This window comes from Ensifer sp. SL37, assembly GCF_026672675.1.
Taxonomy (GTDB): Bacteria; Pseudomonadota; Alphaproteobacteria; order Rhizobiales; family Rhizobiaceae; genus Ensifer; species Ensifer adhaerens.
This window is the reverse complement of the sequence record NZ_JAPPRN010000001.1, coordinates 650,392-665,463: the sequence shown is the minus strand read 5'-3', so window position 1 is coordinate 665,463 and position 15,072 is coordinate 650,392. Positions and strand designations below refer to the sequence as shown.

The 15,072-nt window shown below is 63.8% G+C and carries 11 protein-coding genes; 7 read left to right on the top strand and 4 right to left on the bottom strand.

Features of this window, described 5'->3' with window-relative positions; translation table 11 throughout:
• Window positions 1-81 precede the first annotated feature (81 nt).
• Window positions 82-1,110 carry a LacI family DNA-binding transcriptional regulator gene (locus OVA00_RS03010; RefSeq protein ID WP_060606019.1) on the bottom strand — a complete coding sequence of 343 codons (1,029 nt, stop codon included), beginning with the start codon at window positions 1,108-1,110 and terminating at the stop codon, window positions 82-84.
• Window positions 1,111-1,244: 134 nt separating this feature from the next.
• Window positions 1,245-2,132 carry a LysR family transcriptional regulator gene (locus OVA00_RS03005; RefSeq protein WP_268087930.1) on the bottom strand — a complete coding sequence of 296 codons (888 nt, stop codon included), beginning with the start codon at window positions 2,130-2,132 and terminating at the stop codon, window positions 1,245-1,247.
• Between the two features lie 91 nt (window positions 2,133-2,223).
• On the opposite strand from OVA00_RS03005, the gene OVA00_RS03000 reads away from it, so the two are divergent.
• The 7 genes from OVA00_RS03000 (at window position 2,224) to OVA00_RS02970 (ending at window position 10,343) form a co-directional block, all read left to right on the top strand.
• Window positions 2,224-3,123, top strand: a complete 900-nt coding sequence (locus OVA00_RS03000; protein WP_034789599.1) for an EamA family transporter — start codon at window positions 2,224-2,226, stop codon at window positions 3,121-3,123.
• 204 nt (window positions 3,124-3,327) lie between these two features.
• A complete protein-coding gene (gene ytfQ, locus OVA00_RS02995) occupies window positions 3,328-4,290 on the top strand; it encodes a galactofuranose ABC transporter, galactofuranose-binding protein YtfQ (protein WP_034789595.1) in 963 nt (320 codons plus the stop codon).
• Window positions 4,291-4,423: 133 nt separating this feature from the next.
• Window positions 4,424-5,938, top strand: a complete 1,515-nt coding sequence (ytfR, locus tag OVA00_RS02990) for a galactofuranose ABC transporter, ATP-binding protein YtfR (RefSeq protein ID WP_268087929.1) — start codon at window positions 4,424-4,426, stop codon at window positions 5,936-5,938.
• The gene (locus OVA00_RS02985; RefSeq protein WP_060519347.1) at window positions 5,935-6,960 is read left to right on the top strand and encodes an ABC transporter permease; all 1,026 of its coding nucleotides are present in this window, start codon (window positions 5,935-5,937) and stop codon (window positions 6,958-6,960) included. Before ytfR ends, OVA00_RS02985 begins: the two co-directional genes overlap by 4 nt.
• Complete coding sequence (yjfF, locus tag OVA00_RS02980) at window positions 6,957-7,925, top strand: galactofuranose ABC transporter, permease protein YjfF (protein WP_034789588.1); 969 nt, start codon at window positions 6,957-6,959, stop codon at window positions 7,923-7,925. The genes OVA00_RS02985 and yjfF overlap by 4 nt, the downstream gene beginning before the upstream one ends.
• A gap of 15 nt (window positions 7,926-7,940) precedes the next feature.
• Window positions 7,941-8,669, top strand: a complete 729-nt coding sequence (locus OVA00_RS02975; RefSeq protein ID WP_060528942.1) for a FadR/GntR family transcriptional regulator — start codon at window positions 7,941-7,943, stop codon at window positions 8,667-8,669.
• 150 nt (window positions 8,670-8,819) lie between these two features.
• Entirely contained in the window at window positions 8,820-10,343 is a 1,524-nt protein-coding gene (locus OVA00_RS02970) for an FAD-dependent monooxygenase (protein WP_268087924.1), read from the top strand.
• 100 nt (window positions 10,344-10,443) lie between these two features.
• On the opposite strand, the gene OVA00_RS02965 is transcribed toward OVA00_RS02970, so the two are convergent.
• Entirely contained in the window at window positions 10,444-13,632 is a 3,189-nt protein-coding gene (locus OVA00_RS02965) for an efflux RND transporter permease subunit (protein WP_110818736.1), read from the bottom strand.
• A 3-nt stretch (window positions 13,633-13,635) separates the two neighbouring features.
• A complete protein-coding gene (locus OVA00_RS02960; protein WP_060519355.1) occupies window positions 13,636-14,748 on the bottom strand; it encodes an efflux RND transporter periplasmic adaptor subunit in 1,113 nt (370 codons plus the stop codon).
• Between the last annotated feature and the right edge of the window lie 324 nt (window positions 14,749-15,072).

The window sequence follows — 15,072 nt, the reverse complement described above, 5'->3', positions numbered from 1 at the left end:
TCTCGGCGCGGAGTATTTCGCAAATTTCTGGAGAAGGCAATATTTCAGTAAATTTTTACCACGCGTTTTTTACTGACCGTTTTACACACCCGGAACGGCGGCTCCCGCCATCGTGCTGCCGCGCCAGACCATCTCGGTTCCGAGGATCACCTTCTTCGCCACGTCTCGCCCGGTCAGCCGCTCGACCAGGAGGTCAACGGCGGTCTCGCCGATCACTTCGGCGGGGATCTTCACCGTCGAAAGCGGCGGCCCGAGAAACTGGGCGACAGGAATGTCGTTGAAACTCGCCACGGCAACATCGTCCGGGATCCGCAGGCCCATTTCGTGAATCGCGCGGTAAGCGCCGATCGCCATATTGTCGTTGCAGGTGACGAGGATCTTGGGCGGGTTGGGCTTCGACAGCATCGCCTTGGCGAGCGTATAGCCGCTATCGGGCGTCAGCTTTTCGACCATGCAGAGTTCGGGATCGTAGAGGCCGGCCTTCGTCATCCATTGTATGAAGGCGCGGCAGCGACGCTCCGAATGGATGTCGTCCTTGTCTCTGAAAGCGTCGATCCAGCCGAGAAAGCCGATGCGGCGGTAGCCCATGCCGTAAACGCCGTCGAGCAGGCGGTTCATCGCGATCGAGACGTCGCTCATCACGCTGTCGTCGACGTCATCGTCGGGGGCAAAGTCCGCAAAGACCAGATGGCGGCTGTGCCGGCGCAGCCAATGGACCTCTTCGCCATAGTGGTGGCCGACGGCGACGACGCCGCTGGCGCCCTGCAGGATCGCGGCCTCCGGCAGGTTGCCGTTGTGGAAGACCTTGACCACCTCGATCTTCAGCGCCTGACAGCGGTTTTCGATGCCGAGCCGGACGCCGACATAATAGGGGTCGATCAGTTCCTGGGCGGGTTGAAGGAAGTGCACCAGCGCGAATTTCAGGCCCTGCATTGCCCCGGCGCCGCGGCCGCGGTTGCGTGGCGTCGCATAATTCAGCGCCTCGGCCGTTTCGATGATCGCCTGTCGCTTCTTGGTGGAGATCGAGAGGGTCGGATCGTAATTCAGCACCCGAGAAACAGTCGCCGAAGAGACCCCGACAGCCGAAGCGATTTCCTTGATTGTTACCATGTCCAACGTCCTGCCCGCCGCCGCGGCCCTCCTTTCGGGCGCGGCGCAATTTTTATTTAGTAAAATTTTGCCTGGGGTTTTTCAATCGCTGGGCGTCTTATTTCGTTCATGGAATGGGGCGCAACCGCGCGTGGTCACGCCGCGCGGCCGATTGCCAAGGCCTGCGCTTGCAGTTCGTCGGAAAGAAACGCCCAAAGAGCCGAGACCGGGCGGGACGCCAGACCCTGATCGTCGGCGGTGAAAAGCCCAAGCTCGATCACCGGGGCAGGGGGCAGACCCTCTTCACCGCCGAGAACCCGCATCGTGTTGGTACGGATGTTGAGATCGAGGAGAACGGCTATGCCGAGGCCCGCCTCGATCATCGACTGGATGGAAGACAGGCTGGCGCTCGTCAGCACCGTGCGCCAGGGGCGATCCCCGCCCTTCAGCGCCTCGATCATCTTCTGCCGCCAGGTGCAGACGCCGTCGAAGGTGATGAGTGGCAGAGGCCCTTCCGCCGGCACCTCGAAACCGCGCGCCGCAACCCATCGGAGCGGCAGTCGCCAGGTAAGGATCGCCTCGCCGTGGATCAGCGCCGGGTCGCCGATCGCGACATCGAGCCGGCCCTGCGACAGCTTCTCCGACAACACGGTGCTTTCGGTCACCGTCAGTTCGAGCGCGACATTCGGATGGCATTCGGCAAACCGTTGCAACGCTTTTGGTAGCGAGCCGACCGCGATATCCTCGATCATGCCGAAGCGGATCGGTCCCTGGACGGCCTGCCCGGCAAGCGCCCGCCGGGCGCCGGCGCTCAGGCCCAACATCTTCTGGGCATAGGGCAGCAGCACATGCCCGGCTTCGGTCAGGTCCATGCCCCTTGCATTGCGGTTCAGGAGCTTGGCGCCGAGATCGTCCTCCAGTCGGCGCAACTGCATGCTGACGGCCGCTTGCGTCCTGGCCAGCCGCTGCGCAGCGCCGCTGACGCTGCCGCATTCGGCGGTCACGACGAAGGCGCGCAAAAGGGCGATATCCAGATCATGCATATAACGATCCCTTATGAAGGTATCACAATTATTAGCGTTCCTTATTGTGCCGAGATTGTTATGTCTGTTCAAGCCCAAGGGGAGAACGGACATGGCGGAAACAGAGACGACAGCGGATAGCGCGTGGAGCGAACCGGGTGCGACGGATGACACCAACGGGCGCGTCACGCTTGCCATCGTCTTCTGCCTTCTCTCGATGTCGAGCGTGCAGTTTGGCGCAGCCCTTTCGAAGCCCGCCATGGAAAGCGTCGGAGCCTTTGGCGCCACCTGGCTGCGGCTATCCTGGGCGGCCGCCTTCCTGCTCATCCTCGTCCGCCCGCCTTTTCTCCGCTACACCCGAGCGCAATGGATTTCCGCGCTTTCGCTCGGCGCGACGATGGCGGTGATGACGCTCTGCTTCTTCGCGGCGATCGCCCGCATTCCCCTCGGCCTTGCCGTGGCGATCGAGTTTCTCGGTCCTCTGACGGTCGCTGCCGTTTTCGGCGGTCGTGGCTGGCGCCTGCTTTGTCCCGTTATCGCTGCGGCCGGCGTGCTCTGCCTCTCCTGGGACGGTTCCTCCTGGGTCGCAGATACGCGCGGGCTTCTGTTCGCCTTCGGTGCGGCGATCGGCTGGGCCGGCTACATCATCCTGATGAAGCAGGCTGGCCAACGCTTCAAGGGACTGGAAGGGCTCGCCGTTTCGCTGCTGTTTGCCGCGCTCTTTGCGACTCCGTTCGGCCTGTCTCAGGCGCAGTCCGGCTTCTCCTTCGACATGCTCTTGATGACGGCCGGGCTTGCCATCCTGGTGCCGCTGCTGCCTTATGCGCTCGAATTCATGGCGCTGCGGCGCATGCAGCCATCGGCCTTCGGCATCCTGATGAGCCTGGAGCCGGCGATCGGCGCGGTTGCCGGCTTCATCGTGCTGGGTCAGGCGCTTTCCCTCAACCAGATCTTCGGCGTGGCCCTCGTCATGCTCGCGAGCGCCGCCGGAACCTTGCTGGCGAAAGCCTAGAGCGCAGCAGCCAGGCTGTTTTGCCTGACATCGGCTTTCTGAAACTCGCAGTTGGGGGGGCTGGCGCTTCAGCCCGCCGCGCCAACCTCTCCAAAAAAATAGGCACGTTGCGCACGACAGGCGAGATGTGCCCGTTTACAAAAGTAATATTATATGATTTTTTCTCGATGGCTGCGTGGAGGCAGCTTTCTTTGGGAGGAAATCATGAAAATCGCCAAGGCACTTGCGAGTGCAACGATCCTTGCTGCCTGCACGTTTGGCAGCGCATCCGCGGCCGATCTGGTCGTCGGCTTTTCGCAGATCGGCTCGGAGTCCGGCTGGCGCGCCGCCGAGACGACACTGACCAAGCAGCAGGCCGAACAGCGCGGCATCGACCTCAAATTTGCTGACGCACAGCAGAAGCAGGAAAACCAGATCAAGGCGATCCGCTCCTTCATCGCGCAAGGGGTGAATGCCATCCTCGTGGCGCCAGTGGTTGCAACCGGCTGGGACGAAGTGCTGCAGGAAGCCAAGGACGCGGAAATTCCGGTCATCCTGCTCGACCGCACGGTCGATTCGTCGAATGAGCTTTACCTGACGGCCGTCACGTCCGACCTCGTGCATGAGGGCAATGTTGCCGGCAAATGGTTGGTCGACACGACCGCGGGCAAGCCCTGCAACGTCGTCGAGCTTCAGGGCACGACCGGCTCCTCGCCGGCGATCGACCGCAAGAAGGGATTTGAACAGGCGCTATCCGGCCACGACAACCTGAAGATCATCCGCAGCCAGACCGGTGACTTCACCCGCACCAAGGGCAAGGAAGTCATGGAAAGCTTCCTCAAGGCTGAGGACGGCGGCAAGAACATCTGCGCGCTCTATGCCCACAACGACGACATGGCCGTCGGCGCCATCCAGGCGATCAAGGAAGCCGGCCTGAAGCCGGGCAAGGACATCCTTGTCGTGTCGATCGATGCCGTTCCTGACATCTTCCAGGCGATGGCCGCCGGCGAAGCCAATGCCACGGTCGAGCTGACGCCGAACATGGCCGGTCCCGCTTTCGATGCGCTTGCCGCCTTCCAGAAGGACGGCACCGCGCCGCCGAAGTGGATCCAGACGGAATCGAAGCTCTACACGCAAGCCGACGAGCCGCTGAAGGTCTACGAGGAAAAGAAGGGCCTCGGCTACTGACGTCGGCCGTGGCCCGCGCTGCTTCTCGCGCGGGCCACGTTCTTTCCCGAGTTTCCGTCTGAAGAGCACAGCTTGCCGCAGCTAGGCGCTGTGCTTCTCGTCAGTAGATACCAGCATCGCGGAGACGGTATCGATGCAGACCAATGACCACATTCTCCAGGCGATCCGGATCGAAAAGACTTTTCCGGGGACCAGAGCCCTCGACAAGGTCGATTTTCACCTCAGGCGCGGAGAGGTTCATGCGCTGCTTGGCGAAAACGGTGCCGGCAAGTCGACCCTGATCAAATGCCTGACCGGCGCCTATCGTCGCGACGGCGGCGCCATCCTGCTCGACGATGCCGAGGTTGATCCGCGCGACACCTTCGAAGCCCAGGCGCTCGGCATCGGCACGGTCTATCAGGAGGTCAACCTGCTGCCGAACCTGACGGTTGCCGAGAACCTCTTCCTCGGGCGCCAGCCGCGCCGCTTCGGCATGGTCGACGCCCGTGCCATGAATCGGCGGGCTCGGGATCTGCTTGCCGATTATGAACTCGACATCGACGTCACCCGCGATCTCGCCAGCTATTCGGTGGCGATCCAGCAGGTGGTCGCCATTGCCCGCGCCGTCGATCTCTCCGGCAAGGTGCTGATCCTCGACGAGCCGACGGCGAGCCTCGATGCGCATGAGGTGGCGATGCTGTTCCGCATTATCCGGCGCCTCAAGGCACGCGGGCTCGGCATCGTATTCGTCACCCACTTCCTCGAACAGGTCTATGAGATTTCCGACCGGATTACCGTGCTTAGGAACGGGCAGCTCGTCGGAACGCGTGAAACCGCCGATCTCGATCGCCGCGAGCTGATCGCGATGATGATCGGGCGTGAGCTGGCGGCGGAAATCCACGCGCCGCGCGCCGAGGCCCAGCAAGGGCCGTTGCGCTACCGCTTCCGAAACTACGGCCGCAAGGGGCGCGTCCGACCCTTCGACCTCGATGTCCGGGCCGGCGAAGTGGTCGGCATGGCCGGCCTGCTCGGCTCCGGACGGACGGAGACCGCCGAGCTTCTCTTCGGCGCCCATCGCGCTGACAGCGGCGGGGCCGAGATCGATGGTCGTGCGGTCGACCTTGCGTCGCCGCGCGCTGCCATTCGCCATCGCTTCGGCTTCTGCCCGGAGGATCGCAAGACTTCGGGCATTATCGGCGATCTCTCGGTGCGCGAAAACATCGTGCTGGCGCTGCAGGCCCGCCGAGGCTGGACGCGGCCGATCTCGCGGGCGGAGCAGAACCGGCTGGCGGACCACTATATCCGCGCGCTCGATATCCGCACGGCCGATCGGGAGAAGCCGATCAAGCTTCTGTCCGGCGGCAACCAGCAGAAAGCGATCCTCGCGCGCTGGCTCGCGACCGAGCCCGAATTCCTGATCCTCGACGAGCCGACGCGCGGCATCGATGTCGGCGCCCATGCGGAAATCGTCAAGCTGATCGAGGCGCTGCGCGAGAAGGGCCTGTCTCTGATCGTCGTCTCCTCGGAGATCGAGGAACTGGTCGCTTACAGCACCCGGGTCATCGTGCTTCGCGACCGCGCCCATGTCGCCGAACTCGACGGCAGCCGCATCACTGCCAGTGAGATCGTCGAAGCGATCGCCGCAACCAATGAAAGGAGGACGTCGTGACGTCGTTCCTCAGGCTCTATTTCAACCGGTTGCTGCCGCAGCTGATTGCGCTCGGCATTATCGTCGCGGCGGTATCACTGGTGTTTCCCGGCTTCCTCAACCTGCAGATCCAGAATGGCCGCCTCTATGGCAGCCTCATCGATATCCTCAATCGCGGCGCGCCGGTGGTGCTTTTGGCAATCGGCATGACGGTCGTCATCGCCACCAAGGGCATCGACCTCTCGGTTGGCGCGGTCATGGCGATCTGCGGCGCAACGGCCGCCGCGGCGATCACGTCGGGACACTCGCTCGCCGCGACGCTGCTGATCACGCTTGGCGTCGGTATCCTTTGCGGTCTCTGGAATGGGGTGCTGGTCGCGGTGCTCGACATCCAGCCGATCATCGCGACGCTGGTGTTGATGGTCGCCGGCCGCGGCGTCGCCCAGCTCATCACCGAGGGGGCGATCCTGACCTTCAACGACCCCGGCCTCGTCTTCATCGGCAGCGGTTCCTTTGCCGGCCTACCGATGCCGGTGGTGATCTGGTTGATATTCGGCATATTGACTGCGCTGCTCGTAAGGCGGACGGCGCTCGGCATGCTGATCGAGGCGATCGGTGTCAATCGCCAGGCGAGCACGCTGTCCGGGGTGCTGACGCCTGTGCTGTTGATCGCCGCCTATGTGCTTTCCGGTCTCTGCGCTGCCATCGCCGGCATTATCGCCGCCGCTGACATCCGCGGTGCGGATGCCAACAATGCCGGTCTGTGGCTGGAGCTCGATGCCATCCTTGCGGTCGTCGTCGGCGGCACGTCGCTGCTCGGCGGCCGCTTCAGCATCGCCGCATCGGTGCTCGGCGCGATCATCATCCAGGCGATCAACACCGGCATTCTTCTCTCCGGCTTCCCGCCAGAGTTCAACCTGATCATCAAGGCCGCGATCATCGTCTTCATCCTGGTGCTTCAGTCGCCGCGCTTCCGCACGGCCTTTGCCTTCCTCGTGCCGGCGCGCGGTGCGAGAAACCCGAGCGAGCGAGCCGCAAAATGAAGCCGAAATATCTTCCGCTCACGGCAACGCTCGTGATCTTCCTGCTCGGCTACGCGCTTTGCGTGGCGCAATATCCGAACATGCTGTCGACGCGTGTCATCGGCAACCTTCTGACGGACAACGCCTTCCTCGGCATTGCCGCTGTCGGCATGACCTTCGTCATCATCTCCGGCGGCATCGATCTTTCGATCGGCTCGGTGATCGCCTTTACCGGCGTGTTTCTCGCCGTCGTGCTGGAACACACGAGCATCCACCCGCTCATTGCCTTCGCGATGGTTCTGGCGATCGCGACGCTCTTCGGCGCCGCGATGGGGGCGATCATCCACTATCTGGAAATGCCGCCCTTCATCGTCACGCTGGCGGGCATGTTCTTGGCGCGGGGCATGGCCTTCGTGTTGTCGATCGACAGCATTCCGATCAAGCATCCCTTCTACGCGACCTTGAAGGCGCTCTACTTCAAGCTGCCGGGCGGCGGGCGCATCACCCTGATTGGCGGCCTGATGTTGCTCGTCTTCGCGATCGGTATCCTGATCGCGCACCGCACACGCTTCGGCACCAATGTCTATGCGCTCGGCGGCGGCACGGCGACGGCGCGACTGATGGGCGTGCCGGTTGCGGCGACGACGATCCGCATCTATGCGCTCTCGGGCCTGCTTGCGGGATTGTCCGGCATCGTCTTTTCGCTCTACACCTCGGCCGGCTATTCCCTTGCCGCCGTCGGCGTCGAGCTCGACGCCATCACCGCGGTCGTCATCGGGGGCACGCTTTTGACCGGTGGTTCGGGCTTTGTTGCCGGCACGCTGGTGGGCATCCTCATTCAAGGGTTGATCCAGACCTACATCACCTTTGACGGATCGCTGTCGAGCTGGTGGACGAAGATCCTGATCGGCCTTCTGCTCTTTGCTTTTATCCTGCTGCAGAAGGGTATCATCTTCGTTTCGCGCCAGCGCCAGCAGCGGGCGTGAGGCAAGGGTCGCGCGATGTGGCCGTCCCCCCATCAGCCGCGCAAACGCACGAGCCACCGGCTCGTCGTCGAGGAACTCGGCCAGGCGGTGGTCGGAGGGGAATTCGCTGTCGGGGATATCCTGCCGGGTGATGTGGAGCTGGCGGCACGCTTCAACGTTTCGCGCACGGTCCTGCGCGAGGCGATGAAGACACTTGCCGCCAAGGGGCTGATTGTCGCCCGCGCCCGCATCGGCACGCGCGTGATGCCGCAGGCAAACTGGAACCTGTTCGATGGCGACGTGCTTTCCTGGCATTTCCGGGCCGGTGTCGACGAGGCGTTTCTCCGCCATGTCAGCGAGGTCCGTCTGGCGCTCGAGCCCTATGCGGCCGGACTGGCGGCACGCCGCGCCACGGACGCGGATATTTCCCAGATGATGCGGCTGGCCGTTGCCATGGGCGATGCCGGCCATAGCGCGCAGACGCTGGCGCGCGCCGATCTCGAATTCCATCTCCGTCTGCTTGAAGCGTCGCTCAATCCGTTCATGCAGACCGTCGGCAGCCTGATCGAGGCGGCGCTGATGGGTGTCTTTCAATTGAGCAACACGGCCGCCGATGGCGCCGAGATCGACCGCGTCGCGGTCGCGCATATCCGCATCGTCGAGCAGATCCGCCTGCGCAACGAGGAAGGTGCACGGGTTGCGATGGAGCAGGTGATCCGCGTCGGCCAGCAGCAGTTGATCGCCAATTTGAGGGCACGCGGCTGATCCGCAGCCGTGTCCGTCGGCAAGACACAAGGCGGAATTCGCCGCGCTGCTTGGCATTTGCCGGCACCTGCGCGTAGGCTGCCGTTGTGGGCGGAGAAACCCAAATCCCGATGCGACCGGGCCGCCGACAGAGCGAGCGGGGAGAGCAGGGTGAAACAGGATGTGCTGATCGCCGGCGCGGGACCGACCGGCCTGGTGCTGGCTCTCTGGCTGACCGCCCAGGGTGTCAAGGTCCGCATCATCGACAAGAACGTTGGTCCCGGCCCGACATCGCGGGCGATGGTCGTGCATGCGCGAACACTTGAGCTTTACCGGCAGCTCGATCTGGCCGATGCCGTGCTCGAGGCGGGTCACCGCAACCCTTCGGTCAACCTCTGGGCGAAGGGCAAGGTCAAGGCGCGGATATCCTTCAGTCCGACCGGCGGGAAAATGACGCCCTATCCCTTCGTTCTTGTCTATCCGCAGGATCATCACGAGCGGCTGCTGGAGGCCCGACTGGCGGCCTTGGGCGTCAAGGTCGAGCGGCAGACCGAGCTTGTCGAGTTCGAGCATGACGCCGCCGGGGTGAGCGCTCGCTTGCAGTTGCCCGATGGTGGCTCGGACGTTTGCACGGCGCAGTATCTTGCCGGGTGCGACGGCGCGCGCTCGCCGGTCCGGCACGGACTGGAGGTCGATTTTGCCGGCGGAACCTACGACCAGACCTTTTACGTCGCTGACGTTGAAGTGAGTGGGGCGACTGCGAATGGAGAAGCCCATATATCGCTCGAAACCGGTGATTTCGTCGCCTTGCTCGCCTATGCCGAGGGGCGGGGCCGCCTCATCGGTCTGGTGCGGGAGAAGCGGGAGGATGCAGACGCACTCACCTTCGCCGATGTGAGCCATTGCGCCATCGAAAGCCTTCGCCTCACCGTCGACAAGGTCAACTGGTTCTCCACCTACCGTGTGCATCATCGTGTCGCCGATCGCTTCGGGCGCGGGCGCGTGTTTCTGCTCGGCGACGCTGCGCATGTGCATAGTCCGGTCGGCGGCCAGGGCATGAACACCGGCATCGGCGACGCCATCAATCTGGCCTGGAAGCTTGCAGCGGTGCTGAAGGGACAGGCGCCGGACCGCCTGCTCGCCAGCTATGAAGGCGAACGGATCGCATTTGCCCGCCAGCTCGTCGAAACGACCGACCGGCTGTTCACCTTCGTGACGGCCGAAGGCAGCGTCGCGGATTTCCTGCGCATCCACGTCGCCCCAGCCTTGGCTGGTGTCGCCTACCGCGTCGGCGGTGTCAGAGAATTCCTGTTTCGCATCCTGTCGCAGACGCAGCTCAACTATCGCGGCGGCCCCTTGAGCCGGAGTGCGCGCGGCCGGGTGCAGGGTGGCGATCGGCTGCCCTGGCTAGGCATCAATGGCCTCGACAATTACGCTTCGCTGGCGGCCATCGCCTGGCAGGTGCATGTCTATGGCGAGGCGCAAAACGACATAAGAGCTTGGTGCGCGGCCAAGCACATGCCGCTTCACGTCTTCCCATGGGGCGAGCAACAGGCTGCCGGCGGCCTGGTGCGGGATGCTGCCTATCTGTTGCGTCCGGACAGCTATGTGGCGGTGGTTGCGGACCGAGCGATGCCGGAAGCCCTCGAAGCCTACTTCGCCGACCAGGGGATCCGCCTGTCGGCGCCGGCTTGAGATTTCTCGAGACGGCGGCGCGGTGCGCCGCCGATGCTTGGTCGCAAGGAGCGTCAAGCTGAGACGAGAGATCCCTTGTCGGCTTGAACTCGACCGGCGGTCAGTGCCCGGCCGGCGTCTCGGCCTTGCGTTCCGCTGCTTCGCCTTCAACGGCCGGATGCCGGGAAATGCCCACGAGCTTGTGGCCGCGCTCACGCAGCCACTGGAAAGCGACGTAGAGCGCCGGAATGACGAAGATGCCGACGAGCGCTGCGGCAAGCATGCCGCCAGCGACACCGGTGCCGACCGCGCGCCGACTGAGTTCGCCGGCGCCCTTGGCGACCACCAGCGGCACCAGGCCAACGATGAAGGCGAAGCTGGTCATCATCACGGCGCGGAAGCGGGCGCGGGCGCCTTCGATCGCCGCATCGACGATGCTTGCTCCAGCCTCGCGGTGCGCCTTGGCAAACTCGACGATCAGGATCGCGTTCTTCGAGGCGAGCGCGATCAGCACGACGAGGCCGATCTGGGCGTAGATGTCGAAGGACAGACCCGCGACGAGCACGGACAAGAGCGCGCCTGAGACGCCGAAGGCAACCGACAGGAGCACCGGCACGGGGATCGTCCAGCTTTCGTAGAGCGCGACGAGGAAGAGGTAGGCGAACAGCACGGCCATTGCCAGGATGGCGGTGGTCTTGCCCGCCGCCTCCAGCTCCTGCAACGCCGTTCCGGTCCATTCGTAGCTGTAGCCGGGCGGCAGGGTCGAGGCCGACAACGCTTCCATGGCGGCAAGCGCCTCGCCCGAGGAGTGGCCGGCGGACGGCTGGCCGTTCAGCGTGATCGAGCGATAATTGTTGTAGCGCACGATCGACTGGGGACCGACGATATAGTCGACCTTGGCGACCGAGGCGACCGGCACCATGTCGCCGCTCGTATTGCGCACGTGTAGGCGCTGGATGTCGTCGACGGCGTTGCGGTCGGCTTGCGCCGCCTGCATCGTCACCTTCCAGGTGCGGCCGAAGAGGTTGAAGTCGTTGACGTAGTAGCTGCCGAGCGTGCCCTGCAGCGTGGTGAAGAGGTCGCTCACCGAAACGCCGAGGGCCTGCAGGCGGTCGCGGTCGATATCGAGATAGAGCTGCGGCGAGCTTGCCGAATAGGTGGTGAAGGTCGGCCCGAGCGCCGGGTTCTGGTTGGCGGCGATAATCAAGCCGCCCGCCGTTGCCGAAAGATCGGCGACGGAACGGCCCTGCAGGTCGAGCAACTGATACTCGAAGCCCGAGCCGGTGCCGAGGCCCATGATCGGCGGCAGGTTGAAGGCGAAGATCTGCGCGCCGCGGATCGCCTGGCCCTTGACCATGGTCGTGCGGATCGCCGCCTCGACGCCGGCCGCATCGCTCAGGCGTTCCGCAAAGGGTTTCATCGTGACGATCGCGAAGGCCGAGTTGGACTTCGACAAACCGTCGAGGAAGGAGTAGCCGGTGACGGTGATGACGTTGGCAACGCCCTCGATGCCGCCGAGCATCGTCTCGACCTGTTTCACGACTTCGTCGGTGCGGTTGTAGGAGGCGCCTTCCGGCAGACGGATTTCCGTGAAGAACGCGCCCTGGTCTTCCGCCGGCAGGAAGCCGGTCGGCACGACCTTGAAGAGGAAGCCCGTGGCGACGAAGGCGACCGCGAGCAGTGCCAGGCCGATGATGGCGCGCCGGGCGATGTGTCCGGCGACGAATGCATAGCCGTCACGCCCCTTGTCGATGGTCCGCGAGATGTAACCGAGGATGCCGCGCTTCGGCCCGTGATGGGGTTTCAAGAGCACCGCGCAGAGCGCCGGGCTGAGCGTCAACGCGTTGATCGCCGAGATCACCATCGACACCGAAACGGCGACGGCGAACTGCTGGAACAGCTGGCCGCTGAGGCCAGGAATGAAGGCGACGGGCACGAAGACGGAGAGCAGCACGAGGGTGATGGCGACAATGGCGCCGGTGATTTCGCCCATCGCACGCCTTGCCGCTTCCGCAGCCGACAGGCCTGGATTTTCCTCCATCACCCGCTCGACGTTTTCGACGACCACGATCGCGTCGTCAACGACGATGCCGATCGCCAGCACCATGGCAAGCAGCGACACGGTATTGAGCGAGAAGCCCATGGCGAGCAGCACGGCGAAGGTGCCGATGAGCGCGACCGGAACGGCAACAAGCGGGATCAGGGTCGCCCGCCAGTTTCCGAGGAACAGGAAGACGATGATGATGACGAGGATGAAGGCCTCAAACAGCGTCTCCTCGACGTTGTCGACGCTGGCTTCGACAAACTGCGCTGTGTCGTAGGAGACCGAATAGGTGAGGCCCGGCGGGAAGGATTTCGACAATCGTTCCATCGCGTCCTGCACGCCCCTGGCGGCAGCAAGCGCGTTGGCGCCCGGCGCCTGGTAGGTGCCGATCATGGCGACCGGCTTGCCGTTGATCCGGGCGTTGGAATCGGAGCTGGCGGCGCCGAGCTCGACGCGCGCGACGTCGCGGATGCGCACATAGGAGCCGTCGGGTCGTGCGCGCAGCACCACATCCTCGAATTGCTTGGGATCGGTCAGGCGCCCTTGCGTCTGGAGATTCAATTGAAACAGCGGGTCGTCGGTCATCGGCTGGGCGCCGATGCGGCCGATCGCGGCCTGGACGTTCTGGGCCTTCAGCGCATTGATCACATCGGTCGGCGTCAGGTCGAGGCTGGTCATGCGGTCGATGTCGAGCACGACGCGCATCGAGTAGTCCTGGGCGCCGAAGAGCTGGGCATCGCCGACGCCGGGCACGCGCTTGACCGTATCAAGCACGTTGATCGTGGCGTAGTTGGACAGGAACAGGCTGTCGAAGTTCTGCTTCTCGTCCGCTGCAAAGATCGTGACGACCTGCATCAGCGCGGAGGACTTCTTGCGCACGCTGACGCCGCTCTGCTTGACCTCGGAGGGAAGGCCGGCCTCGGCGAGCGACACGCGGTTCTGCACGTTGACGGTGGCGATATCAGGATCGGTGCCGACGGCGAAGGTTACGGTCAGCGTATAAGAGCCGTCGGCTCCGCTCGTCGACTTCATGTAGAGCATGTCGTCGACGCCGACGACCTTGCTTTCGATCGGCTGGGCGACGGTGGTTTCGACCACGTCGGCGCCGGCGCCGGGATAACTGGCGGTGACGCTCACCTGCGGCGGCACGATATCGGGGAACTGGGCGATCGGCAGACGGGTGAGCGCAAGCAGACCCGCCAGCGTCAGCACGATGGAAATGACCGTGGCGAAGCGCGGGCGATCGATAAAGATCTCTGAAATCATCGCTTAGCCACCTGCTGCCGTGGCCGCATCGACGGTGATGCCCGGGCGAACCTTGCCGGCGCCTTCGGTGATGACGTTCTCGCCTTCCTTGAGGCCCTTGCTGATGACCGCCTGGCCACGGGCGTTGCGTGACACGTCGATGCGGCGAAGCTCGACCTTGGAGCTGGCGTCGACCACCAGAACGAAGGCGCCCTGCTGGTCGCGCTGGACCGCCTGTTGCGGCACGGCAAGCACGTCCTGCTTGTCGGATTGTTCGAGCATCACCCGCACCAGCGCACCGTCGAGCAGGATGCTGTCCGGATTGGGGAACTCGGCGCGCACGGTCACGGTGTCCGTCCCTTGCGAGACGTTGCTGGCGATAAAGTTGATCGTGCCTTTTTGCTTGTACTCGGTGCCGTTCGGAAGGCCGAGCCCGACATTGGCGCCGCCGCTGATCTCGCCCTTCAGCACCCGTTCGCGATAGGTGAGGTAAAGTGCGGTCGCCACCGGAAACTGGACATAGATCGGGTCGAGCCGGGTCAGCGTCACGAGCGGGCCGCTGTCCGGGCCGACGAGGGCGCCGACATCGGCCGCCGTCAGGCCGACGATGCCGTCGAAAGGCGCCGTGATCTTCGTATAGGAGAGGTTGAGGTCGGCGTTGTCCTTGCTGCCCTTGAGCCGGATCAGGTCGCCTTCGGCTTTCCTGACTTGCGCGTGCGCTTCGTCGACCTTGGCTTGGCTGATCGTCTTGCTGGTGAGGAGCTGCTCGGCGCGGTCGCGCTCGAGGATCGCGAATTCCTTGGCGGCTTCGGCCGCCTCGATCTGCCCTTCGATCTCCTGCACGGCGGCGCGGTAGGCGCCGTCTTCCACCCGGTAGAGCTCCGTGCCCGCCGTCACCTTCTGCCCTTCGGTGAAGTTGACCGCCTCGAGGAAACCCGAAACGCGGGCGCGAATATCGACCTTCTGGATCGCCGTAACCTTGCCCGTCAGATCCACGCTCTCGCGCAGGTCCATGATGGTGGCCGGCGCCACGACCACGGCCGGCGCCTGCTGCGCCAATGCCGTTTGCGCGGAAAACCCGATCGCGACAAGCAGTGCTGATGATAGTGAAAGGGCAGGAATTCTCGAACGACGCATGCAACGTTCCCCCTGAACGAAACAGCTGGAGATAAGATCAGTCCTTGGCAGTGCATTGAAATCAGAACATGTTCTCCGCGCCAAGTCACGCAATCATGGGTTGATTTAAGCGGAGGCTTGCAAAGATGATGCAAATACCCGCGAAAGTCGGGTTCAGAGAGAACTTGTCACAAAAGCAATGATTTGCCGGACCATCGTGCGTTCACGGCAGAGGGAGGCGACAGGCTGATTTTGGCGGATTTCGGTTGAGGGAAGTGCGTGGAGGCGAACGTTTTACGTGTGCCACATCGTCACAATTGACGAGACCGGCCTGCAACCTCCGGT

Excerpts from the sequence above, each read along its gene's own strand:
- OVA00_RS02975 (WP_060528942.1), top strand. The coding sequence starts at position 7,941 with ATGTGGCCGTCCCCCCATCAGCCGCGCAAACGCACGAGCCACCGGCTC.
- OVA00_RS02960 (WP_060519355.1), bottom strand. The coding sequence starts at position 14,748 with ATGCGTCGTTCGAGAATTCCTGCCCTTTCACTATCATCAGCACTGCTT.
- yjfF (WP_034789588.1), top strand. The coding sequence starts at position 6,957 with ATGAAGCCGAAATATCTTCCGCTCACGGCAACGCTCGTGATCTTCCTG.
- ytfR (WP_268087929.1), top strand. The coding sequence starts at position 4,424 with ATGCAGACCAATGACCACATTCTCCAGGCGATCCGGATCGAAAAGACT.
- OVA00_RS02965 (WP_110818736.1), bottom strand. The coding sequence starts at position 13,632 with ATGATTTCAGAGATCTTTATCGATCGCCCGCGCTTCGCCACGGTCATT.
- OVA00_RS03010 (WP_060606019.1), bottom strand. The coding sequence starts at position 1,110 with ATGGTAACAATCAAGGAAATCGCTTCGGCTGTCGGGGTCTCTTCGGCG.
- ytfQ (WP_034789595.1), top strand. The coding sequence starts at position 3,328 with ATGAAAATCGCCAAGGCACTTGCGAGTGCAACGATCCTTGCTGCCTGC.
- OVA00_RS03000 (WP_034789599.1), top strand. The coding sequence starts at position 2,224 with ATGGCGGAAACAGAGACGACAGCGGATAGCGCGTGGAGCGAACCGGGT.
- OVA00_RS03005 (WP_268087930.1), bottom strand. The coding sequence starts at position 2,132 with ATGCATGATCTGGATATCGCCCTTTTGCGCGCCTTCGTCGTGACCGCC.